Below are 20,907 nucleotides of genomic sequence, written 5' to 3' on the forward strand. Positions count from 1 at the left end.
GGTCGGGGGTGCGTCCCGGCTACGAATTCGGTTGATCCTGCCGGGCCAGTAACCGGGCATAGCCGGTCCCCATGGCCAACAGCACCAGGCCAACGACGATGAAAACCGCCACCCGGAACATGCCGCTCAGAGTCCCGAGATCGAACAGGAACAGCTTGGCCATCGCCGCGGCCACCAGTGCCAGGCCACCGCCGATGGGCAGCGACCGCTGCGCCTTCGGCCGGCGCGCCGCGTACCCGAACAACGCGGCCGCCACGGCGATCCAGCCGATCGTCGCGACCATGTGGCCCGCGAGGAATCCGCCGTTCACGCCGCCGATCAGCACCCCTGCGGTGACGGTCAGCATCGTGGACGCATAGGCGGTGACGGCGACCGCGCCCGCCCACATCAGCCGAATTTCGTCATCGTCACGTCTGCCGGTCCAGGACCAGACGACGGCCACCACACTGGCCACCACCAGGACGCTGGAGATCATGGTGGAGACTGCGCTACCCGTACTCAGTTCCACCGCGCGGAACAGCAGTTCCGGCGGCGAGTAGCCGAGGTAGATCGCACCGCCGACGGCCCCGAAGCCGGCAGCCACCCAGCGGGCGATCGCATCGCGGCGGCCGGCGACCGCCACCACGACGGACATGGCGAGCAGCACCGCGCCTCCGGTTCTGCCGTCGAAGGCCACCATTACCGCGAACAGCGCGCACAAGGCCGACACAGCTGACCAGATCTGTTGCACCGCACCGACAACCCCCGGCAGCCGGCTGCCGAGCTGCGCGATTGCGAGGAACAGCGCCGCCACCGCGGCGATGATCGCCCCAGCGATCGTCGGCCGGACCACCGCTGACACGAACAACACCGGCAGCGCACCGCCCGCGGTCGCCACGGCGAGCAGCGAACGGTTGGTTGTCGTGGACAACAGGATCAGCGCGCCGGCGACGGCCAGGACGGCTGCCGCCACGCAGGCGCCCGCGAGCGCCGGATTCCGGTTGGTTCCGAAAGATGCCGACGCCAGCGCCACGAGCAGCGGAAGTGTGCAAACCCCGGTCCGCGCCACGTACATCCAGACCCAGTCCTTGCCCAGTTGCACCGGCAGCGACGCCGCAGACAGCGCCAGCATGAACCCGATGAGCAACAGCGAGACGCCGTCGGCCACCACCGGGGCCAGCACGGCCAACGGCACCAGCACCAACAGCGCGAGTTGTTGGGAGTCCCAGCGCCGGGCCAGCGTCAGGCCGCCGCCACCGATCACCGCAGCCAGCACCAAACCGACTGGCGCAGAGAGCCATTCATAGATCGTGGTGGCCGCGACGACGTCGATGTACGCCGCGGCGATACCGGTGGCGGCCAGGGCAACCGCTCCCACCGTGCCCCCGGGCCGGGTCTTCAGGCGCGTCGCCCCGACCACGAGACCCGCCGCCAGGATCGCCCCCGCGCCGACGCGGAATTCCGGGCGCAACAGACCGGCCTGTGCGGCCAGCACCAACAACAAAACGACGCCGATGAGCGTCACCGCGACACCGGCTGCGGCCAGCGCCTTGCCGATCCAGCCGTCCGAGCGCTCCGGCCGCGGTGGCTGTGTCTGTTGCGGTTGCGGCGCTGCCATCGGCGGAAGCTGCGGTGCCGCGCCCGGGGCAGTCTGAGACGGCTGCAGATACTGCTGCGGGGCAACGTATGCGGCCGGCTGCGGCGTCGGCTGCGGTGGCACCAACGACCGATCGAGTTCAGTGAGGCAGGCCGACACCCAGGCCAAGTGGTGGGATATCGCCGCGACATCCTGCGAGAGCCGGGCCACCATCGCCCGCTGCGGTTCGGTCATGCCGTCATCATCGCGCCGAGCGGGCGTAGTTCGGATGAGTAGGACTACCTGACTACATGCCGAACCAAGGGCACCTCCCGCAAGCGGGAGGTGCCCTTGGTTCGTGAGGAAATTCAGCCCAGGATCAGACCCGACGTCGGGACGCCGGTGCCGGCGGTGACGAGCACGTGCTCCACGCCCGGCACCTGGTTGACGGACGTTCCGCGCAGCTGGCGAACGCCCTCGGCGATGCCGTTCATGCCGTGGATGTACGCCTCACCGAGCTGGCCGCCGTGGGTATTGATCGGCAGCTTGCCGCCCAGCTCGATCGCACCGTTCGCGATGAAGTCCTTCGCCTCGCCCTTGCCGCAGAAGCCGAGCTCTTCGAGCTGCAGCAGGGTGTACGGGGTGAAGTGGTCGTACAGGATCGCGGTCTGGATGTCGTCCGGCGTCAGGCCACTCTGGCCCCACAACTGCCGGCCGACCAGCCCCATCTCGGGCAGGCCGAGTTCGTCGCGGTAGTACGAGTACATCGTGAACTGGTCAACACCTGCGCCCTGCGCGGCCGCCTCCACGATCACCGCACGCTGCTTGAGATCCTTGGCCCGTTCCGGGGTGGTGACGACGATCGCAACGCCACCGTCGGTCTCCTGGCAGCAGTCCAGCAGCCGCAACGGATCGGCAATGAAGCGCGAATTCTGGTGATCCTCGATGGTGATCGGCTTGCCGTAGAAGTGCGCCTTGGGGTTGGTGGCCGCGTGCTTACGGTCAGCGACCGAAACCACACCGAAATCGGCACTGGTGGCGCCGTATTCGTGCATATAGCGCTGCGCGACCATGGCGACCGACGCCGCGGGTGTGCTCAGCCCGTGCGGGTACGACCAGCTGTACTCGACGCCGCGGGAGTCGGCGTTGACGGTCAGGCCCGTCATCACCTGACCGAAGCGGTGCTCGGAGCGCTCGTTGAATGCCCGGTACGCCACAACGCATTCCGCGATGCCGGTCGCCACCGCCAGCACGGCCTGCTGAACGGTCGCGGCCGCGGCGCCGCCGCCGTAGCCGATCTGGCTGAAGAACTTCAGTTCGCCGATGCCGGTGGAGCGGGCCACCGCGGTCTCCAGGTTGGAGTCCATGGTGAAGGTCACCAGACCGTCGACGTCCGTGGGCGACAGGCCCGCGTCGTTCAGCGCATCGGTGACAGCCTCGGCCGCCAACCGGATTTCGCTGCGGCCGGAGTTCTTGGAGAAGTCGGTGGCGCCGATACCGGCGATGGCCGCCTTGCCGGAGATGCTCACTCTGCGGCTCCCATGGTCAGCGTTGAGGTGGCGATGACGTGATCGCCAAGGCTGTTGCTGCCCACCACTTTCAGCGTCACCAGGTCGCCGTCGATGGCGGTCACCTCACCGCGGAAGGTGATGGTGTCGTAGGCGTACCACGGCACCCCGAGGCGCAGCTTGATCGACTTGATGACGGCGTTCGGGCCCGCCCAGTCGGTGACATACCGCCCCACCAGGCCGGTGTCGGTCAGGATGTTGACGAAGATGTCCTTGGAGCCCTTGGCCTGTGCCTTGTCCCGGTCGTGGTGCACATCCTGGTAGTCCCGGGTGGCGATGGCCGTCGAGACGATGAACGTCGGGTCACCGTAGATCGAGAGTTCGGGCAGCTTGGTGCCGATAGTGGTCACTTGGCTGATCCTTCCACTGCCGACCATGCGTAGAGGGTCCACGCCGGACTGACGTCGCTGTCCGGGAAGTCGAGATATGTTGCCTGGACCGGCATTCCGATCTTCACGTCGTCGTGCTCGACACCGCGCAGCTCACCGAGCATGCGCACACCCTCTTCGAGCTCGACGAGTGCGATGACGAACGGCAGGCTGCGGCCCGGCACCTTCGGCGCGTGATGCACGACGTAACTGAACACCGTGCCCCGCCCCGACGAGACGACGTAGTCGATCGGAGCATCTTTGTCCTGCCAGATCGCCGGCACCGGCGGATGCTGCAGGGAGCCGTCGGGCCGCTTCTGGATCCGCAGCTCATGCGCGTTGACCCCGTCCCAGAAGAACTGGGTGTCCCGCGACGACGACGGCCGCATCAGCTTGTCGGGGTCCAGATCGGCTGGGACCGAACCGGTTTCCGCGGCTTGCTGCCCCTGCTTGCCCGCCGGCAGGAACTTCATGATCCGCCAGTCCATGTCGGCGACTTCTTCGTCACCGACATGCCAACGGATCTTCTGGTTGACGAAGTAGCCCTCGCCCAGCGCGGTCTGCTTGGGGCCGACCACGTCGGTGACCTCTGCGCTGATGCTGACCCGCTCCCCCGGCTGCAGATAGCGGTGGTAGGTCTGATCGCAGTTGGTGGCGACGACGCCGACGTACCCGGCGTCGTCGAACAACTTCATGATCCGAGCGAGCGGATCGTCGTCGGACCGGGTACGACCCAGACCCATCATGGTCCACACCTGGATCATGGCCGGCGGCGCCACGATGCCTGGGTGCCCGGCAGCCTTGGCGGCTTCCTCGTCGACGTAGATCGGGTTCTTATCGCCGATCGCGTCGGTCCAGTGGTGAATCATGGGCTGGTTCACCGGATCCCGGCTCAGCGTCGGCTTGCTGCGCCCGGCGGCGACGATCTCGTCGATGCCGGCCTGAAGGTCACTCATCGCTTCTCTCCCTTACCGCGAGACCCGCGGCACCTTGAGGCCGGATGCCGCGATCATCTCGCGCATGACCTCGTTGACCCCGCCGCCGAAGGTGATGACCAGATTGCGCTTGGTCATCGTGTCGAGCCACACCAGCAGTTGGGCGGTGTCCGCGTCAGCCGGGTTGCCGTAGCGGCCGACGATCTCCTCGGCCAGCCGCCCGACTTCCTGAATGCGTTCGGTGGAAAAGACTTTCGTCGCTGCGGCGTCCGCTACGGCGATGGTCTCGCCGGAGGACGCGACCTGCCAGTTGAGCAGCTCGTTGACCCGCCAGATCGACTTGATCTGGGCGAGCAACCGGCGTACCTCGTCATGGTCGATCGGCGTGACGCCGTTCGAACCGGGCTTGGCGGCCCAGGAGTGCACCTGATCGTAGATTCCCGCGACCCGGCCGGACGGTCCCAGCCCCACTCGCTCGTGGTTGAGCTGGGTGGTGATCAGCTTCCAGCCGCCGTTCTCCTCGCCGACCAGCATGTCGGCGGGCACCCGCACGTCGTTGTAGTACGTCGTGTTGGTGTGGTGGGCACCGTCGGACAGGATGATCGGGGTCCAGGAGTAGCCCGGGTCCTTGGTGTCGACGATCAGGATCGAGATGCCCTTGTGCTTGGCCGCGGTCGGATCGGTACGACAGGCCAGCCAGATGTAGTCGGCATCATGGGCACCGGTGGTCCACATCTTCTGGCCGTTAACGATGTACTCGTCACCATGGCGCACCGCGGTGGTCCGCAGCGAAGCGAGGTCGGTGCCGGCCTCGGGCTCGGAGTATCCGATCGCGAAATGCACTTCACCGGAAAGGATTCCGGGGAGGAACTTCTTCTTCTGTTCCTCGGTTCCATACACCTGCAGGGTCGGGCCGACGGTCTGCAGCGTGACCAGCGGCAACGGAACGTCGGCCTGATTGGCCTCGTTGATGAAGATCTGCTGCTCGATCGGGCCGAAGCCCAGGCCACCGTATTCCTTCGGCCAACCCACGCCGAGCTTGCCGTCGCTGCCCATCCGCTTGATGACGGCTCGGTAGGCGTCGTTGTGGCGATTGGTTTCCATCGCCGCCGCCTCTTCGGGCGTGATCAGCGTCGAAAAGTACTCGCGCAGTTCGGATTGCAGCTTGCGCTGTTCCGGGGTCAGTTCGATGTACATCAGATTCCCACCAAGTCGAGACGATGCGAAGGGCCACCGAGCAGCCGGTTGAGGTCCTTGATCGAGGAGTAGTAGCGGTCCATCGGGTAGGTGATGTCCATGCCCATTCCCCCGTGCAGGTGATGGCACAGCCGCATGGCCGGCGGGGCCTGCGATGTCAGCCAGTAGCCCAGGATCGCCAGGTCCTCGGCCGCGTCGAGTCCTTCGGACAGCCGCCACACCACCGAGGTGGAAACCAGACCGATTGTCCGCGAAGCGATGTAGACCTCGGACAGCTGCGCTGCCACGGTCTGGAAGGTGGACAGCGGACGGCCGAACTGCTCCCGGGTTGCGGTGTAGTCGGCAGTGAGCCGCAGCGCTCCGGCCACCAGACCGGCACCGAAGGCGCCGATCATGGCCAGCGCCAACTCGTTCACCCGAGCCACGGTGGCACCGGCCAGCACGTCGTCATCGGTCACCTCGACGTCGGCGAAAGTGACGACGTATTCGTCCGACCCGTTGGCGGTCGGCGTCTTCTCGACCGTCACACCGGCCGCCTTGGGCGATACGACGACCACACCGCTGTCGGTGGTGACCAGCAGCCATTGCGCCATTTCGGCATACGGCACACCGATTTTGGTGCCGTTGAGCTTGCCGCCGGTGTAACTGGTCGACGGCTTCTCCGGCAGCTGGTTGCCGGCCTCGTTGAGGGCGGCGGAGACCACCGCGCCCGCCGCGACGCCCGCCAGGTACCGGTCCTGCTGTGCGTCGGTGGCCAGGTCGACCAGCGGCACCAGAGCGAGCCCGATGGTGGCCAGCGCCGGTCCGGTGGTGCCGCGCCGGCCGATCTCGGTCAGCGCGGTGGCCGCCTCCAGCAGTCCCAGCCCGTCACCGCCCAGGCGGTCCGGCACCGCAAGCGCCGCGACGCCACCGGAAACCAGTGCGTCCCAAGTGTTTTCCCGCTCGAGCACAGATGTCACCACATCGGCGACAGCCTGCTGCTCCGGGCTCGGTGTGAAATCCACCCGAATCCTCCTTGATTCGTGTTACCGGGCTACTCGCTCAGTTGTCGTCAGGCTCAGGCCTGATTTGCCGGCTCGCCGGCGACGGCCGAAATTGCCGGCTCGCCGGCGACCGGGCACTTGCCCGTGTAATCAACCTGCCAGTGCTTGATGCCGTTGAGCCAGCCCGACATCAGCCGCTCGGGCTCACCGATCGAGGCCAGGTCCGGCATGTGGTCGGCGATCGCGTTGAACATCAGGTTGATGGTCATGCGCGCCAGGTTGGCGCCGATGCAGTAGTGCGCACCGGTGCCACCGAAACCGACATGCTGGTTCGGCGTCCGCATGATGTTGAAGGTGTGCGGGTTCTCGAACACCGCTTCGTCGAAGTTGGCCGAGCGGTAGGACATGACGACGCGCTCACCCTTCTTGATCTTCACGCCGCCGAGCTCCACGTCCTCGAGTGCAGTGCGCTGGAACGCGGAAACCGGTGTGGCCCAACGGACGATCTCGTCCGCGGCACTCTCCGGGCGCTCCTTCTTGTACAGCTCCCACTGCTCAGGGTTCTGCGCGAAGGCGATCATGCCGTGGGTGATGGAGTTACGGGTGGTCTCATTGCCGGCCACCGCGAGCATCACCACGAAGAAACCGAATTCATCGTCCGAGAGCTTCTCGCCCTCGATATCGGCCTGCACCAGCTGGGTGACGATGTCGTCGGTCGGGTTCTTCGAGCGCTCCGCGGCCATGCCCATGGCGTAGCTGATCAGCTCGAACGACGATGCCGCCGGATCGATGTGCGCGTACTCCGGGTCTTCACCGGCCGTCATCTCGTTGGACCAGTTGAACAGCTTGTCGCGGTCTTCCTGCGGCACGCCGAGCAGACCGGCGATGGCCTGCAGCGGCAGCTCGCACGAGACCTGCTCGACGAAGTCGCCGGTGCCGGAAGCGGCCGCGGTCTCGGCGATCTTCTGGGCGCGCTCGCTCAGCTCGGCCTGCAGCCGGCCGATGGCACGCGGGGTGAAACCGCGCGAGATGATCTTGCGCAGCCGGGTGTGCTGCGGGGCGTCCATGTTGAGCAGCACCGCGCGCTGCACGTCGACGGCATCGCGGGTCATGGCCTGCGGCCACACCGGAATCGCACCGTCGGGCGCGCTGCCGAAGATATCGTTGCGCTTCGAGACCTCTTTGACGTCCTCGTAGCGGGTGACGAGCCAGTACCCCTTGTCGCCGAAGCCACCGGTGCCACCGGGCACGTCCACCCAGTGCACCGGCTCGGAACGACGCAGCTCCGCCAACTCTTCAACGGGCAGGCCTTGGAGGTTGAGGTTCGCGTCCAGCAAGTCGAAATCGGACGGGATCGGGCAGGGCATGGTGTCTCCTTGGGGAATCCAACGCCTCAGAACAAGGTTCCGAGACAAATCCTTCTAGTTCGGCGTTGCGACCATTGAAACACGCCTTCACCGCAGAGAAAAGGCACGTCCTGATCGTTGCTTGTCAGAGTAATGAAACGTGTTCTAGCCTGAGCTCATGGGTAATCCTGTCATCGTTGAAGCCACTCGTAGCCCGATCGGCAAGCGAGGTGGCTGGCTGTCCGGCCTGCACGCGACCGAACTTCTGGGTGCGACGCAGAGAGCTCTCGTCGAGAAGGCCGGCCTGGACGCCGGCGAGGTCGAGCAGCTCATCGGTGGCTGCGTCACGCAGTACGGCGAGCAGGGCAACAACATCACCCGGCAGTCGTGGTTGGTCGCCGGATTGCCCGAGCATGTCGGCGCCACCACCATCGACTGCCAGTGCGGCAGCGCCCAGCAGGCCAACCACCTGATCGCCGGTCTGATCGCCACCGGCGCCATCGACATCGGCATCGCCTGCGGTATCGAGGCCATGAGCCGGGTGCCCCTGGGCGCCAACGGCGGTGGCGCCCGCGCCGCGTCGTGGGACATCGACCTGCCCAACCAGTTCGAGGCCGCCGAGCGCATTGCGGGCCGGCGCGGCATCACCCGCGCCGACATCGACGCGCTGGGCTTCGCCTCGCAGGCCAAGGCCAAGCAGGCCTGGGCCGAGGGTCGCTTCGACCGTGAGATCTCGCCCATCCAGGCGCCGGTCATCGACGAGAACAAGCAGCCGACCGCCGAGCTGAACCTGGTCAGCCGTGACCAGGGCCTGCGCGACACCACCCTGGAAGGCCTGGCCGCGCTGAAGCCGGTGATCGAGGGCGGCATCCACACCGCCGGCACCTCGTCGCAGATTTCGGACGGCGCGGCCGCAGTGCTGTGGATGGACGAGGACAAGGCCAAGGCGCTCGGCTATACCCCGCGCGCCCGGATCATCGCGCAAGCCAACGTCGGTGCCGAGACCTACTACCACCTGGACGGTCCGGTGCAGTCCACCGCCAAGGTGCTCGAGAAGGCGCGCATGTCGATGGCCGACATCGACCTGGTCGAGATCAACGAGGCGTTCGCGTCTGTCGTGCTGTCCTGGGCTCAGGTGCACAAGGCCGACATGGATAAGGTCAACGTCAACGGCGGCGCCATCGCGCTGGGCCACCCGGTCGGTTCCACCGGCTCGCGGCTCATCACGACCGCGCTGCACGAGTTGGAACGGACCGGCAAGTCGACCGCGCTGATCACGATGTGCGCCGGCGGCGCGTTGTCCACCGGCACCATCATCGAGCGGATCTAGGAGCGGGGTCGCCAATATGGCCGAAGGGCAGCTGAACGCCAAGCAGATCAAGGCACTGAACTCGAAGGCGATGCTCGTCGGCTTCAAGTGGATGTCGCGGATCAACACCTGGGCGTTTCGTGCCACCGACGGCCGGTTGGGCGCCAAGTGGCGTCTCGGCTCCAAGCCGGTCGCCACCCCGCCCCCGGTCGGCATCTTGACCACCATCGGACGCAAGTCGGGCGAGCCCCGCGACAGCCCGCTGCTCTACCTGCGCGAAGGCGACCGGATCGTCGTCGTCGCATCCCAGGGCGGCCGCAGCACCCACCCGATGTGGTACCTCAACCTGGTCGCCAACCCGAAGGTGAAGTTCCAGGTTCGCGGCGAAACGCTGCAGCTGACCGCCCGAGAAGCCACCGACGCCGAACGGGACGAGTACTGGCCGAAGCTCGACGCCATGTACCCCGACTTCGTCGACTACCGCTCGTACACCGAGCGGAAGATTCCGATCATTTTCCTCGATCCGGCCTGATCACAGGCTGAAAAGCTCCCCTGGAACGCGCGTCTTACCAGGGGAGCTTTTTCGTGCGCGAGAAAGTCGCACCGGCGAATTCTCTCCGAATAATTGACGACGCAGACTAGACAGATTTGCAGATATGTACATAGCGTGGCGTGGCACACCTGCCGAGCAACAAATGGAGCCGTCTATGTCATCAACGTTCCGTCGGGGGACTCCTCGCAGACGAACACTCACACGGGTACTGCAGGGGCTGGCCGTCCTGGTCACCGCCACCTTCATGTTCCTGACCTCGGCCTTTGCCGCGTGGGCCGCCAACAACATCACCATCACGTTTGTCCGGCACGGGGAGTCCGAAGGCAACGTGTCGTGCTGCATCGACACCACGATTCCCGGCCCGAACCTGACCGCCAATGGCCAGGCCCAGGCGCAGGCCCGCGCCCAGCAACTGGCCAATGACGGCATCGCCTACGACGGGATTTACTACTCCGACATGGTGCGGACCCAGCAGACGGCCGCACCCTTCGAGACGCTGACCGGCCTGCCGCAGACCGAGCTGAAAGGCCTGCACGAAGTCCAGGCCGGCATCTACGAAGGTGCACCGCAGAACTCCGGATTCGAGCGCATCCTCTACGCGCTGCCGGCGTTGGCCTGGGCAGCCGGTCTCTACTTCGTGCCCATGCCCGGCTCGCCCGACCTGACCGGCGCCAACTTCCAGAGCCGGTACAACGGCGCGGTCCAGGACATCTACAACTCCGGTGACCAGCACCCGGTGGCGTTCTCACACGGTCTGTCGATCATGGCGTGGACGCTGATGAACGTCGACAACCCGGACCTGAGCCTCCTGCTGGGCCACCCGTTGAACAACACCTCGGTCGTCACCGTCAACGGGAACCCGTCCGACGGCTGGACCCTGGTCAGTTGGGACGGCATGGCCGTCTCGCAGAACCCGGCGCTGCTCACCAAGCTGTTCGTCGACACCCGCAACGTGATCACCGCGCCGCAGATGGCCGTATACAACGTCATTCAGGCCATCGGTACCCGGAACATCGCGACCATTGCCACAGCGATCAGGGACGGCGTCTTCGACACCGTCAAGACCGTCGCCAACTACCCGCTCGCCGTCGCCAAGAGCATCGTGAAGTCCGTCCAGACCGGCACCGTGTTCACGGCGGCGCCGCCGCCGGCACCCGCGCCGACGACCACCGCCGCGGTCGACTCGAAAGCCACTGTCGGCACTGCAAACACCGACACCGCCGACAAGCCGACGCTCGCCAAGCAGACGTCCACGCTCAAGCCTGCGGTCACCGGCACCAAGGACAAGACGGTCAAGGCCGTCGAAGCTACCAAGGTCGACGCCACGAAGAACGTCGACACGAAGACCGGGGACGCAAAGGTCGGGGACACAAAGGGCGGGGACACAAAGGGCGGGGACGCGACAGCTACGGACACCAAAGCTGACGACAAGGGCGCCGAAGGCACGGGCAGCAAGGCCACCAAGACAAAGAAGGACAAGACCGAAAAGGCTGACATGCCAAAGGTGGAGAAGCCGAAGAAAGACAAGGCCCCGAAGGCAGACGCCGCCAAGTAGCCGCATCAAAGAAGCTCCCCCAGAACGACTTATGTTCTGGGGGAGCTGAACGGAATCAGGGCCACACCGGGGTCGTTGTCGCTGGTATGCCAACTGGAGTTGTGCTCGACCCCGACCGTAGTTCCGCCAATCATGTCGCTGCCGCGATCGACCAGGCCCGCCGCGCCTACAACGCCGGCGTCCGCCAGTTGTGGATAGCCCAGCAGTTCGACCATGACGCCATCTCGCTGGCCGGATACGTCGGTGCCGCGGTGCCGGGCCTTGCCGTCGGCACCTTCGTCGTACCGATCAACCCGCGCCACCCGCTGACGCTCGCCTCCCAAGCGCTGACCGCCCAAGCTGCCACCGGCGGGAACTTCAGCCTCGGCCTCGGTTTGGGAGCGCATGCTCCCGAGCAGGTGGCCTTCGGGACCGCGTGGCCGAACACCATCGGCCGGCTGCGCGAACACCTGCAGATACTCCGATCGATCCTGGATACCGGCACCGTCGACTTCCACGGCGAAGAATTCACCGCCGCCCCGCAATGGCCGGTGACGGTCGCCGGCGGCACTCCCCTGCCGGTCTACGTCGCGGCCATGGGACCCAAGGCATTACGCGTGACGGGGGAACTGGCGGACGGCACGCTGCCTTATCTCGCAGGGCCGCGCACCATCGAGGAATTCATCGTGCCGACCATCACCGCAGCAGCCACCGCGGCCGGCAGGCGCGCACCGAAGGTCATTGCCGCGGTACCCGTTCTGGTGACCGACGACGTCGATGAGGGCCGGGCCCGCGCCGCCGAGGCTCTCGAGTTCTACGCGACCATCCCGTCGTACGCGCGGGTGATCGAACGGGAGGGCGTGGACTCGATCATCGACCTCGCGGCGGTCGGTACCGCCGCCCAGGTATCTGCACACCTGCGCCGCTACCTCGCCGCGGGCGCGACAGATATCGTGCTCAGCCCCCTCGTGCGCACCGGCATCGCAGCGCTGGAACCGATCTGGGATGTCGCTGCGGCACTGTAGCCAGCCAAAAAAGTGCCCCCGCAACGTCATTCGTTGCGGGGGCATTTTTGGCGATCGTGCCGTTACGAGCCGTAAACCGGCACCGCCGGCCGCGCCTTGGCGAGCAGATCGGCGACCACCGGGCCCAGCTCGGCCGGGTCCCACTTGGCGCCCTTGTCGATCTCGGGGCCATGTGCCCAGCCCTCGGCGATGCGGATTTTGCCGCCCTCGAGTTCGAACATCTTGCCGGTGACCGCACGCGACTCGACGCTCCCCAGCCACACCACCAGCGGCGAGATGTTCTCCGCGGCCATGGTGTCGAAGGCGGCGTCCTGGGTAGCCATCATGTCGGCGAAGACGGTCTCGGTCATTCGGGTCCGAGCCGACGGCGCGATGGCGTTGGCGGTGACGCCGTAGCGGCCCATCTCGGCCGCGGCGACCAGCGTCAGCGCGGCGATGCCGGCCTTGGAGGCGCTGTAGGTGGCCTGGCCGACGCTGCCCTGCAGGCCGGCGCCCGAGCTGGTGTTGATGATGCGCGCATCGACGGTTTCGCCGGCCTTGGACTTCGCCCGCCAGTATGCGGCCGCGTGCTTCATGGTGGCGAAGTGCCCCTTGAGGTGCACCGCGGTCACGGCGTCGAATTCCTCTTCGGTGGCGTTGGCGAACATGCGGTCACGCACGATGCCGGCGTTGTTCACGAGAACGTGTAGGTCGCCATATGCATCAATGGCCTGCTGGATCAGGGCCGCGGCCTGGTTCCAGTCGGCGACGTTCGAGCCGTTGGCGACGGCCTCGCCACCGGCCGCGACGATCTCGTCGACGACGTTCTGTGCGGCGCTGCCGCCACCGGCGGGCGAACCGTCCAGGCCGACTCCGATGTCGTTGACCACGACGCGGGCACCTTCGGCGGCGAACGCGAGCGCGTGCTCACGCCCGATTCCGCCACCGGCACCCGTCACGATGACCACGCGGCCGTCGAGCAATCCCATTGATATCTCCCTTATTTGTTGGCGCTGGACGTTTCCAGGTACTGCGGCGGCTCGCCACCGCCATGCACTTCGAGGGACGCACCGCTGACGTACGACGCGGCCTCGGAGGCCAAGAATGCTGCGGCCCAGCCGATGTCGGCCGGCTTGGCCAACCGCTTGAGTGGCACCGTCGCGGCCACGGCGGCGACCGACTCGGCGTCGCCGTAGAACAATTCGGACTGCTCGGTCTCGACCATGCCGACGATGATCGAGTTGACCCGGACCTTGGGCGACCATTCGACGGCGAGCGTCGTGGTCAGGCTGTCGACGCCGGCCTTGGCGGCGCCGTAGGCACCGGTGCCCGGGGTTGGGCGGTGCGCGCTGACGCTGGAAATGTTGACGATCACGCCGCCGGAGTCCTGCTGCTGCATCACGGCGTTCGCGTGGGTCGAAACCAGCAGCGGCGCAATGAGGTTGAGCTCGATGATCTTGGTGCTGAACTTGGCCGACGCATCAGCGGCCAGCGCGAACGGGGAACCACCGGCGTTGTTGACCACGATGTCCAGCCGGCCGTGCTTGGCGACGATGGCGTCGATCATGGCCTTGACCGCGGCGTCGTCACGAACGTCGCAGGCATGGAACTCGTAGGGCAGCCCCTCCACCTCGCGCCGCGCGCAGGTGATCACGGTGGCGCCCTGCTCGGCGAACACCGCGCTGATGCCGGCTCCGACGCCGCGCACACCGCCGGTGACCAGCACCACGCGCCCGGCCAATTGCAGATTGATTCCAGCAGTCACTGTGCTAGCGTACCAAGCAAGTGCTTGCTTAGGTACCCGTCCCCCAGGAAGTGACTGATGACCATCACCACCAAGACAGTCGAACCGGGCATCGTCTCGGTCACCGTGAACTACCCGCCGGTCAACGCCATCCCGTCGGCAGGTTGGTTCGAATTGGCTGACCAGATCACCGCGGCCGGGCGCGACAAGAGCACCCACGTGGTGATCCTTCGTGCCGAGGGACGCGGCTTCAACGCCGGCGTCGACATCAAGGAAATGCAGAACACCGAGGGCTTCGGCGCGCTGATCGACGCCAACCGCGGCTGCTACGAGGCGTTCCGCGCGGTATACGAATGCCAGGTCCCGGTCATCGCGGCGGTCAACGGCTTCTGCGTCGGTGGCGGCATCGGCCTGGTCGGCAACGCCGACGTCATCGTCGCGTCTGACGACGCCAAGTTCGGCCTGCCCGAGGTCGAGCGCGGCGCCCTGGGCGCGGCCACCCACCTGTCCCGCCTGGTCCCGCAGCACATGATGCGCCGGATGTTCTTCACCGCCGCCACGGTGCCCGCCTCGACACTGCAGCACTTCGGTTCGGTGCACGAGGTCGTCCCGCGCGAAGAGCTCGACGAGGCCGCGCTGCGCGTGGCCCGTGACATCGCCAGCAAGGACACCCGCGTCATCCGCGCCGCCAAGGAGGCGCTGAACTTCATCGACGTGCAGCCCGTCAACGCGCGCTACCGCATGGAGCAGGGCTTCACTTTCGAACTGAATCTGGCCGGCGTGTCCGACGAGCACCGCGACGAGTTCGCGGGGACCAACAAGGGAGCCAAATAGAATGGCAGACAAGACAACAACTCTCGAAGCCGCGGTCGCTGAGATCGAAAGCGGCATGACCATCGGTATCGGCGGCTGGGGCTCTCGACGCAAGCCGATGGCGTTCATCCGCGCGCTGCTGCGCACCGACGTCACCGACCTGACGGTGGTCACCTATGGCGGCCCCGACCTCGGATTGCTTTGTGCCGCAGGCAAGGTCAAGCGCGTCTACTACGGCTTCGTGTCGCTGGACTCGCCGCCGTTCTACGACCCGTGGTTCGCCAAGGCCCGCACCTCGGGCGCCATCGAGGCCCGTGAGATGGACGAGGGCATGCTGCGCTGCGGCCTGCAGGCTGCCGCACAACGTCTTCCATTCCTGCCCATCCGTGCCGGCCTCGGCAGCGACGTCCGCACCTTCTGGGGTGACGAGCTCAAGACCGTCACCTCGCCGTACGAAACCGACGGCGCGCACGAGGAACTCATCGCCATGCCGGCGCTGAACCTCGACGCCGCGTTCGTGCACATGAACCTGGGCGATGTGAAGGGCAATGCCGCCTACACCGGCATCGACCCCTACTTCGACGACCTGTTCCTGATGTCGGCCAAGCGCCGGCACCTGTCGGTCGAGAAGATCGTCTCCACCGAAGAACTGGTGAAGTCCGTTGTGCCGCAGCAGCAGATCATCAACCGCATGATGGTCGACACGGTGGTCGAGGCTCCGAACGGCGCCCACTTCACCACCAACGAGCCGGACTACCGGCGCGACGAGAAGTTCCAGCGTCACTACGCCGAGGCCGCCGGCTCGGAAGAGACGTGGGCCGAGTTCGTCAAGACCTACCTGTCCGGAACCGAAGCCGATTACCAGGCCGCGGTCCGTAAGTTTGCCGAGGCTCAAGCAGCCCAGAAGGAGGCCGCCAAGTGAGTGACGCAACCCGCGCCGAGGTCTGTGCCGTCGCCTGCGCCGAATTGTTCCGTGACGCAGGGGAAATCATGGCCAGCCCCATGACGACCGTCGTGCAGATCGGTGCCCGCCTGGCCCGGCTGACCTTCTCCCCCGACATCGTGATCACCGACGGTGAGGCCCGCATGCTGGCCGACACCCCGGCGCTCGGCGCTCCGTTCGCCGTCGAGGGCTGGATGCCGTTCAACCGTGTCTTCGAGACCCTGGCCTGGGGCCGTCGCCATGTGGTCATGGGCGCCAACCAGATTGACCGCTATGGCAACCAGAACCTGTCGGCCTTCGGTCCGATCCAGCACCCGACCCGCCAGATGTTCGGTGTCCGCGGCGCTCCCGGCAACAGCATCAACCACCCCACCAGCTACTTCGTGGGCAACCACACCAAGCGCGTGTTCGCCGATTCGGTCGACATCATCTCCGGAATCGGTTGGGACAAGGTCGATCCGGCCAACCCCGCGTACCGCTTCCTGAACGTCTACCAGGTGGTGTCCAACCTGGGTGTGTTCGACTTCAACGGCCCCGAGCACCAGATGCGCGCGGTGTCGCTGCACCCGGGTGTGACGGCCGCAGAGGTTGCCGACAACACCTCCTTCGAGGTGCACGGCCTGGACGCCGCCGGCGAGACCCGCCTGCCGACCGCCGACGAACTGCAGCTGCTGCGCGAGGTCATCGACCCGAAGTCACTGCGGGACAAAGAGGTTAAGGCCTAGGCATGTCCAAGCTGAAGACCCCGCTGACCGAACTGGTCGGCATCGAGTACCCGGTCGTGCAGACCGGCATGGGCTGGGTGGCCGGCGCGCGACTGGTCGCGGCCACCTCCAACGCCGGCGGGCTCGGCATTCTGGCGTCGGCGACGATGACGCTGGAAGAGCTGCAGACCGCCGTCACCAAGGTCAAGGCGGCCACCGACAAGCCGTTCGGCATCAACATGCGTGCCGACGCCGGCGATGCGGATGCCCGCTGCGACCTCCTGATCCGCGAAGGAGTCAAAGTCGCCTCCTTCGCCCTGGCTCCCAAGCCCGAGCTGATCGCCAAGCTGAAAGATGCCGGCGTCGTGGTGATCCCGTCGGTCGGCCTGGCCAAGCACGCCAAGAAGGTGGCTAGCTGGGGTGCCGACGCGGTGATCGTGCAGGGCGGCGAGGGCGGTGGCCACACGGGCCCGATCGCCACCACGCTGCTGCTGCCGTCGGTGCTCGACGCGGTCGCCGGCACCGGGATGCCAGTGATCGCCGCGGGTGGCTTCTTCGACGGCCGGGGCCTGGCGGCCGCACTGTCCTACGGCGCCGCCGGTGTCGCGATGGGCACGCGGTTCCTGCTGACCTCGGACTCGACGGTGCCCGACGCCGTCAAGCAGCGCTACCTGGACGCCGCGCTGGACGGCACCGTGGTGTCGACCCGGGTCGACGGCATGCCGCACCGCGTGCTGCGCACGGGTCTGGTGGAGAAGCTCGAAAGCGGTTCGCCGGTGCGCGGTTTCGTCGCCGCCGTCGGTAACGCCCAGAAGTTCAAGAAGATGTCGGGCATGACCTGGCGGTCGATGGTCAAGGACGGCCTGGCTATGCGCCACGGTAAGGACCTGACCTGGTCGCAGGTCGTCATGGCCGCCAACACCCCGATGTTGCTGAAAGCCGGTCTGGTGGAAGGCAACACCGAAGCGGGCGTGCTGGCGTCGGGTCAGGTGGCGGGCATTATCGACAGTCTGCCGTCGTGCGCCGAGCTGGTGCCGAGGATCGCCGCCGAGGCCATCGAGCACCTACAGGCTGCGACCAGCTACATCCAATAATGCTTCCCCGTGGGCGGTGGCGTCCCTGCCGCCCACGGGTGAAACCCGTGTGGGTGCCAATCTGTGTCGTCAATGACCTCGAGGTTCTGGGCACTTGGCAAGCAATTGCCAAGTGTGCGATACCTTTGCGTGTACGCGCTGTCAACCGGCAACAACCTCAGCCTTCTCCGTAGCAACATTCCCTCGCATCGTCCCCCGAGGGGATCGGTGTTGGCTCCTCGCGACAACACATCCGCGGAAATGCCGCAGATTTTCGGCCGCTGAGGATGACGCGACCGCCCTCAAGCCTCCGTAACGTAGCCATCGACCGCAGCAGCAAGCTTTCTACCTGCCATTACAGGCTCGAAAACCTGCGTCAGAGAGGTACCGGTCGAATGACTGTCAGCGGCGGTGTGGCGTATATCGTCACCGCCTTGCTCCCTGTCCTGGCCCTTGCCGCGATCAACGCCATGGTCCGCGCGGTCGGTAGGCGCCGCGGACGGCCAGACACCGCAAACGAGGACTCATGACCACGCCGACAGCTGTCGCCAACCCGGTGGCCAAGCGCCGCAGCTCCCCCGTTCTCGGGTGACCCGCGTCCGGCGGCGCCTCGATAGGCGCCGCCGATCACCTGCTCGGAATCTCCACTTTGACCGTCACTCCCCGGGTGCGACAACCTGATTGAGTCAGTCGTTCATCGATCGGAGTCGGCCCATGCGCACCGTCTATGTGCGCGTGCGCGTGGCCATGACTCCACCGAGGGCAGACCACCGTCCGGCATTGCGGGTCGCGCTCGGTTTGGCTGTCCCCGGTATCGCACTGCTGGCAGCGGGACGGCCGGACCTGATCATCTATGCGGTGTTCGGTGCGATCACCGGCATGTACGGCCGCACCGAAAGCCGCGCCCGACGGTTCGCCCACCAGACCCAGGGCGCCGTGATCCTGGTGCTCGGCGTGGCCATCGGGGTGGCTCTGGCCAATTCCCATGTGCCACCGGCGGTCCTGGTGATCGCCGCGGTAACGTTCGCCGCCGTTGGCTCCGTCGTGACCGACTACCTCGCGCTCAAACCCGAGGGGCCCTTCTACGGCGTCTTCGCGCTCGGTGCCATCGCCACGGTGCCCGCCGGCCGGGTGACACCGTCGTCGGCGATATTGCTCTGTGCGGCAACGGCTTTGTTGTGCATTGTGCTCGGTCTGCTTGACGCACCCCGGGCTGCGGCAACGGCGAACCGGCTTCCGCTGCCGAACCGACACGACGTGTTGATTCATGCCGGGCGCTATGCGCTCTCCATCACCGCGGCCGGCACAGCTGGATTGGCGCTCGGTGTCGACCACGCCAACTGGGCCATCGCCGCGGCAGCAGGACCGTTGGCCGCCGCCGACGCCCTTGGCCGCATCAAACGCGGAATCCACCGCCTTGGTGGCACTTTCATCGGCCTGGCCGTGGCGGCCGCGTTGCTCGTGCCGCAACCGAGCGAGTACGTCCTCGCAGTCTGCGTGATGGCGCTGCTGTTCCCCACCGAACTGTTCATGTCCCACCACCACGCGGTCGCGCTGGGCTTCTTCACTCCGCTGATCATGCTGATGACCGATCTCGCCTCGCCGACCGAACCGCTGGTCCTACTGGCCTATCGCGGCATCGACACCGTCATCGGCGTCACCGCCGCGATCTCGGTGTCGATGCTGTTATCGGGCAGCCGCGAATAGAGGCCGGGACACCAGTTCTGTTGGCGCCCCGCTTAGTTGGTCGACGGTGCTGGTGGTGGTTGGAAGGGTTGGTACCACCACCATTGGGCGCGTTCCCCGGTTGGTCCGGGGCACGGCGGCACGTCAGGACGCGCTGTGGTGGGTGGTCGCGCGAGTGATCCACCGCTGAGCTGTCGGCCCGCGGCATCAGTGACGACCAACCGGTCAGCGGGTCCGGTGATGGTGATGACGCGCTGGTGGTGCAGCCGGTGGTGATACGGGCACACCAGGACCAGGTTGTGCAGTTCGGTGACCCCACCGTTCTCCCAATGAATGATGTGATGCGCATGCAAGCCCCGGGTGGCCCCGCACCCCGGTACCCGGCAGCAGCCATCACGGTGTTCCAACGCGCGGCGCAGCCGGCGGCTGATGGTGCGGGTGCTGCGGCCGGCGCCGATCGGCTGACCATGCTTCTCGAGCCACACCTCGCAGGTCGCGTCGCACAACAGCAGCCGGCGTTCCTCCTCGGTGAGCACCGACCCCAGATGCAATGCGGCAGTGTCGTGGTCGAGATCCACATGCACCACTACGGTGGTGTGCTGACCATGCGGACGGCGTTCCACATCGCTATCCCAGCCTGCCTCGACCAGGCTCATGAACCCATCCACCTGGTTCGGGAACGGCGGCACCTCATCCGGCACCGGCCCACCGTTTTCCCAAGCGTCGTGGTCACGTTTCCAGTCCGCGACCAACGCATCCTGATGCGATGCCATCGCGGCGTCGAACTTCGCCGCCTCCAGCTTCGACAACCGGATCTTGTACGTCGTGGAACCGTCATCGTGGGTGGTCTTGGAGATCGACCGCTCAGGCTCAGGTTTCTGCGCGGGGTCCGGGCGCGGTTCTAGCTTCACCGCATCACGCAGCTGGGTGACCGTGGCGCTTTCGGCGAACTGCACGTAGTGCTCATCCGAACCCTCGCCGGCATGTTCGGCGATCACCCCGACCTGATCCAGCGACAACCGGCCCTCGCACATCGCCTCGGCGCAGCGCGGGAACTCCTCCAACCGGTGCGCAACCGCCACCATCACTTCCGCATTCCGCGGCGACACCCCGGTTTTCCACGCCACCAACGACGTGAGCGACCGAGCACCCGTGGCGCCCCACAACCCGTCACGATCGATCTCGGCCACGATTTCCGCCAGGCGGCCGTCGATCGCGTTGCGCTGACCGGTCAGCTCACCGATCTCCGCGAAGAACGCATCAAGACGCTCACACGGCGACGGCTCAACATCGAAAGCCGTTGCGGTGGTGGACATAACACCATCAAAGCAGAGGACACCGACAAGTTTCCGACGCCTCGGACGCAGCAAGCGAGAGGCCGGACCTGCCCTAGTCCACCGACTTCGTCACGGTGACTTTGGCGTTCTTCATGATGGGCTGGTCACTCTGCGAACTGAAATCGCCGATGGCACAGAGCACGTTCATTTCCGGCATGTACCCGGCCGCATTGCCGCGCGGGATGCGTCGACTCGCTGCTCGGCGGAGGAGGCCTGTGTCCAAGGGCAATTTCCGTGAGCCTGATTAGCAATGCC

At 66.3% G+C, this 20,907-nt stretch carries 20 protein-coding genes; 9 read left to right on the forward strand and 11 right to left on the reverse strand.

The window, feature by feature from the left end; genetic code table 11:
* Window positions 1–19 precede the first annotated feature (19 nt).
* The 7 genes from G6N59_RS13165 to G6N59_RS13195 form a co-directional block, all read right to left on the reverse strand.
* Window positions 20–1,810, reverse strand: a complete 1,791-nt coding sequence (locus G6N59_RS13165) for a DUF2339 domain-containing protein (protein ID WP_138232712.1) — start codon at window positions 1,808–1,810, stop codon at window positions 20–22.
* 113 nt (window positions 1,811–1,923) lie between these two features.
* Window positions 1,924–3,078 carry a 17-hydroxy-3-oxo-4-pregnene-20-carboxyl-CoA lyase gene (locus G6N59_RS13170; RefSeq protein ID WP_179970358.1) on the reverse strand — a complete coding sequence of 385 codons (1,155 nt, stop codon included), beginning with the start codon at window positions 3,076–3,078 and terminating at the stop codon, window positions 1,924–1,926.
* A 2-nt stretch (window positions 3,079–3,080) separates the two neighbouring features.
* Window positions 3,081–3,473, reverse strand: a complete 393-nt coding sequence (locus G6N59_RS13175; RefSeq protein ID WP_179970310.1) for a MaoC family dehydratase — start codon at window positions 3,471–3,473, stop codon at window positions 3,081–3,083.
* Window positions 3,470–4,447 carry a bifunctional MaoC family dehydratase N-terminal/OB-fold nucleic acid binding domain-containing protein gene (locus G6N59_RS13180; RefSeq protein ID WP_138232715.1) on the reverse strand — a complete coding sequence of 326 codons (978 nt, stop codon included), beginning with the start codon at window positions 4,445–4,447 and terminating at the stop codon, window positions 3,470–3,472. The genes G6N59_RS13175 and G6N59_RS13180 overlap by 4 nt, the downstream gene beginning before the upstream one ends.
* Window positions 4,448–4,459: 12 nt before the next feature.
* Window positions 4,460–5,623, reverse strand: a complete 1,164-nt coding sequence (fadE29, locus tag G6N59_RS13185) for an acyl-CoA dehydrogenase FadE29 (RefSeq protein ID WP_138232716.1) — start codon at window positions 5,621–5,623, stop codon at window positions 4,460–4,462.
* A complete protein-coding gene (locus G6N59_RS13190) occupies window positions 5,623–6,627 on the reverse strand; it encodes an acyl-CoA dehydrogenase family protein (RefSeq protein WP_138232717.1) in 1,005 nt (334 codons plus the stop codon). Before G6N59_RS13190 ends, fadE29 begins: the two co-directional genes overlap by 1 nt.
* Before the next feature lie 53 nt (window positions 6,628–6,680).
* On the reverse strand, window positions 6,681–7,973 hold the full coding sequence (locus G6N59_RS13195; RefSeq protein WP_138232718.1) for a cytochrome P450: 1,293 nt from the start codon (window positions 7,971–7,973) through the stop codon (window positions 6,681–6,683).
* Window positions 7,974–8,130: 157 nt separating this feature from the next.
* Here G6N59_RS13195 and G6N59_RS13200 point away from each other — a divergent pair, with 157 nt between their 5' ends.
* The 4 genes from G6N59_RS13200 to G6N59_RS13215 all read left to right on the forward strand — a co-directional run bounded on the left by G6N59_RS13200 (window position 8,131) and on the right by G6N59_RS13215 (window position 12,373).
* Complete coding sequence (locus G6N59_RS13200) at window positions 8,131–9,282, forward strand: steroid 3-ketoacyl-CoA thiolase (protein WP_138232719.1); 1,152 nt, start codon at window positions 8,131–8,133, stop codon at window positions 9,280–9,282.
* Window positions 9,283–9,298: 16 nt separating this feature from the next.
* Window positions 9,299–9,793 (forward strand): nitroreductase family deazaflavin-dependent oxidoreductase, encoded by a 495-nt coding sequence (locus G6N59_RS13205; RefSeq protein WP_138232720.1) that lies wholly within the window; start codon window positions 9,299–9,301, stop codon window positions 9,791–9,793.
* 175 nt (window positions 9,794–9,968) lie between these two features.
* Window positions 9,969–11,369: a histidine phosphatase family protein gene (locus G6N59_RS13210; RefSeq protein ID WP_163911296.1), complete on the forward strand. Its 1,401-nt coding sequence runs from the start codon at window positions 9,969–9,971 to the stop codon at window positions 11,367–11,369.
* Window positions 11,370–11,455: 86 nt separating this feature from the next.
* Window positions 11,456–12,373, forward strand: coding sequence for a TIGR03564 family F420-dependent LLM class oxidoreductase (locus G6N59_RS13215; protein WP_138232722.1), 918 nt, complete (start codon window positions 11,456–11,458; stop codon window positions 12,371–12,373).
* Window positions 12,374–12,435: 62 nt separating this feature from the next.
* Here the strand turns inward: G6N59_RS13215 and G6N59_RS13220 are convergent, their stop codons facing one another.
* Together G6N59_RS13220 and G6N59_RS13225 are read right to left on the reverse strand one after the other, a co-directional pair.
* Window positions 12,436–13,341, reverse strand: coding sequence for an SDR family oxidoreductase (locus G6N59_RS13220; protein ID WP_138232723.1), 906 nt, complete (start codon window positions 13,339–13,341; stop codon window positions 12,436–12,438).
* Window positions 13,342–13,352: 11 nt separating this feature from the next.
* Window positions 13,353–14,117, reverse strand: a complete 765-nt coding sequence (locus G6N59_RS13225) for an SDR family oxidoreductase (protein WP_138232724.1) — start codon at window positions 14,115–14,117, stop codon at window positions 13,353–13,355.
* A 57-nt stretch (window positions 14,118–14,174) separates the two neighbouring features.
* Between G6N59_RS13225 and echA20 the strand changes: the two genes are divergently transcribed.
* The 5 genes from echA20 to G6N59_RS13250 all read left to right on the forward strand — a co-directional run bounded on the left by echA20 (window position 14,175) and on the right by G6N59_RS13250 (window position 19,336).
* Window positions 14,175–14,930, forward strand: coding sequence for a (7aS)-7a-methyl-1,5-dioxo-2,3,5,6,7,7a-hexahydro-1H-indene-carboxyl-CoA hydrolase (echA20, locus tag G6N59_RS13230; RefSeq protein WP_138232725.1), 756 nt, complete (start codon window positions 14,175–14,177; stop codon window positions 14,928–14,930).
* A gap of 1 nt (window position 14,931) precedes the next feature.
* Window positions 14,932–15,831, forward strand: a complete 900-nt coding sequence (gene ipdA / locus G6N59_RS13235; protein WP_138232726.1) for a cholesterol ring-cleaving hydrolase subunit IpdA — start codon at window positions 14,932–14,934, stop codon at window positions 15,829–15,831.
* Window positions 15,828–16,577: a cholesterol ring-cleaving hydrolase subunit IpdB gene (gene ipdB, locus G6N59_RS13240; protein WP_138232727.1), complete on the forward strand. Its 750-nt coding sequence runs from the start codon at window positions 15,828–15,830 to the stop codon at window positions 16,575–16,577. The genes ipdA and ipdB overlap by 4 nt, the downstream gene beginning before the upstream one ends.
* A 2-nt stretch (window positions 16,578–16,579) precedes the next feature.
* A complete protein-coding gene (gene ipdC, locus G6N59_RS13245) occupies window positions 16,580–17,650 on the forward strand; it encodes a (3aS,4S,5R,7aS)-5-hydroxy-7a-methyl-1-oxo-octahydro-1H-indene-4-carboxyl-CoA dehydrogenase (RefSeq protein ID WP_138232728.1) in 1,071 nt (356 codons plus the stop codon).
* Between the two features lie 693 nt (window positions 17,651–18,343).
* Window positions 18,344–19,336, forward strand: coding sequence for an FUSC family protein (locus G6N59_RS13250; RefSeq protein WP_138232729.1), 993 nt, complete (start codon window positions 18,344–18,346; stop codon window positions 19,334–19,336).
* Between the two features lie 32 nt (window positions 19,337–19,368).
* On the opposite strand, the gene G6N59_RS13255 is transcribed toward G6N59_RS13250, so the two are convergent.
* Both G6N59_RS13255 and G6N59_RS13260 read right to left on the reverse strand, forming a co-directional pair.
* On the reverse strand, window positions 19,369–20,631 hold the full coding sequence (locus G6N59_RS13255; RefSeq protein WP_138232730.1) for an HNH endonuclease signature motif containing protein: 1,263 nt from the start codon (window positions 20,629–20,631) through the stop codon (window positions 19,369–19,371).
* Between the two features lie 73 nt (window positions 20,632–20,704).
* Entirely contained in the window at window positions 20,705–20,875 is a 171-nt protein-coding gene (locus tag G6N59_RS13260; protein ID WP_163910718.1) for a hypothetical protein, read from the reverse strand.
* Window positions 20,876–20,907 lie beyond the last annotated feature (32 nt).

This window comes from Mycolicibacterium aubagnense (genome assembly GCF_010730955.1).
Lineage (GTDB): Bacteria > Actinomycetota > Actinomycetes > Mycobacteriales > Mycobacteriaceae > Mycobacterium > Mycobacterium aubagnense.

What these genes read in the sequence shown, in the direction of transcription:
- G6N59_RS13165 (WP_138232712.1), bottom strand. Translation starts at nt 1,810, where the DNA reads ATGACCGAACCGCAGCGGGCGATGGTGGCCCGGCTCTCGCAGGATGTC.
- G6N59_RS13180 (WP_138232715.1), bottom strand. Translation starts at nt 4,447, where the DNA reads ATGAGTGACCTTCAGGCCGGCATCGACGAGATCGTCGCCGCCGGGCGC.
- fadE29 (WP_138232716.1), bottom strand. Translation starts at nt 5,623, where the DNA reads ATGTACATCGAACTGACCCCGGAACAGCGCAAGCTGCAATCCGAACTG.
- G6N59_RS13195 (WP_138232718.1), bottom strand. Translation starts at nt 7,973, where the DNA reads ATGCCCTGCCCGATCCCGTCCGATTTCGACTTGCTGGACGCGAACCTC.
- G6N59_RS13200 (WP_138232719.1), top strand. Translation starts at nt 8,131, where the DNA reads ATGGGTAATCCTGTCATCGTTGAAGCCACTCGTAGCCCGATCGGCAAG.
- G6N59_RS13205 (WP_138232720.1), top strand. Translation starts at nt 9,299, where the DNA reads ATGGCCGAAGGGCAGCTGAACGCCAAGCAGATCAAGGCACTGAACTCG.
- G6N59_RS13210 (WP_163911296.1), top strand. Translation starts at nt 9,969, where the DNA reads ATGTCATCAACGTTCCGTCGGGGGACTCCTCGCAGACGAACACTCACA.
- G6N59_RS13215 (WP_138232722.1), top strand. Translation starts at nt 11,456, where the DNA reads ATGCCAACTGGAGTTGTGCTCGACCCCGACCGTAGTTCCGCCAATCAT.
- G6N59_RS13220 (WP_138232723.1), bottom strand. Translation starts at nt 13,341, where the DNA reads ATGGGATTGCTCGACGGCCGCGTGGTCATCGTGACGGGTGCCGGTGGC.
- echA20 (WP_138232725.1), top strand. Translation starts at nt 14,175, where the DNA reads ATGACCATCACCACCAAGACAGTCGAACCGGGCATCGTCTCGGTCACC.
- ipdA (WP_138232726.1), top strand. Translation starts at nt 14,932, where the DNA reads ATGGCAGACAAGACAACAACTCTCGAAGCCGCGGTCGCTGAGATCGAA.
- ipdC (WP_138232728.1), top strand. Translation starts at nt 16,580, where the DNA reads ATGTCCAAGCTGAAGACCCCGCTGACCGAACTGGTCGGCATCGAGTAC.
- G6N59_RS13250 (WP_138232729.1), top strand. Translation starts at nt 18,344, where the DNA reads ATGCGCACCGTCTATGTGCGCGTGCGCGTGGCCATGACTCCACCGAGG.
- G6N59_RS13255 (WP_138232730.1), bottom strand. Translation starts at nt 20,631, where the DNA reads ATGTCCACCACCGCAACGGCTTTCGATGTTGAGCCGTCGCCGTGTGAG.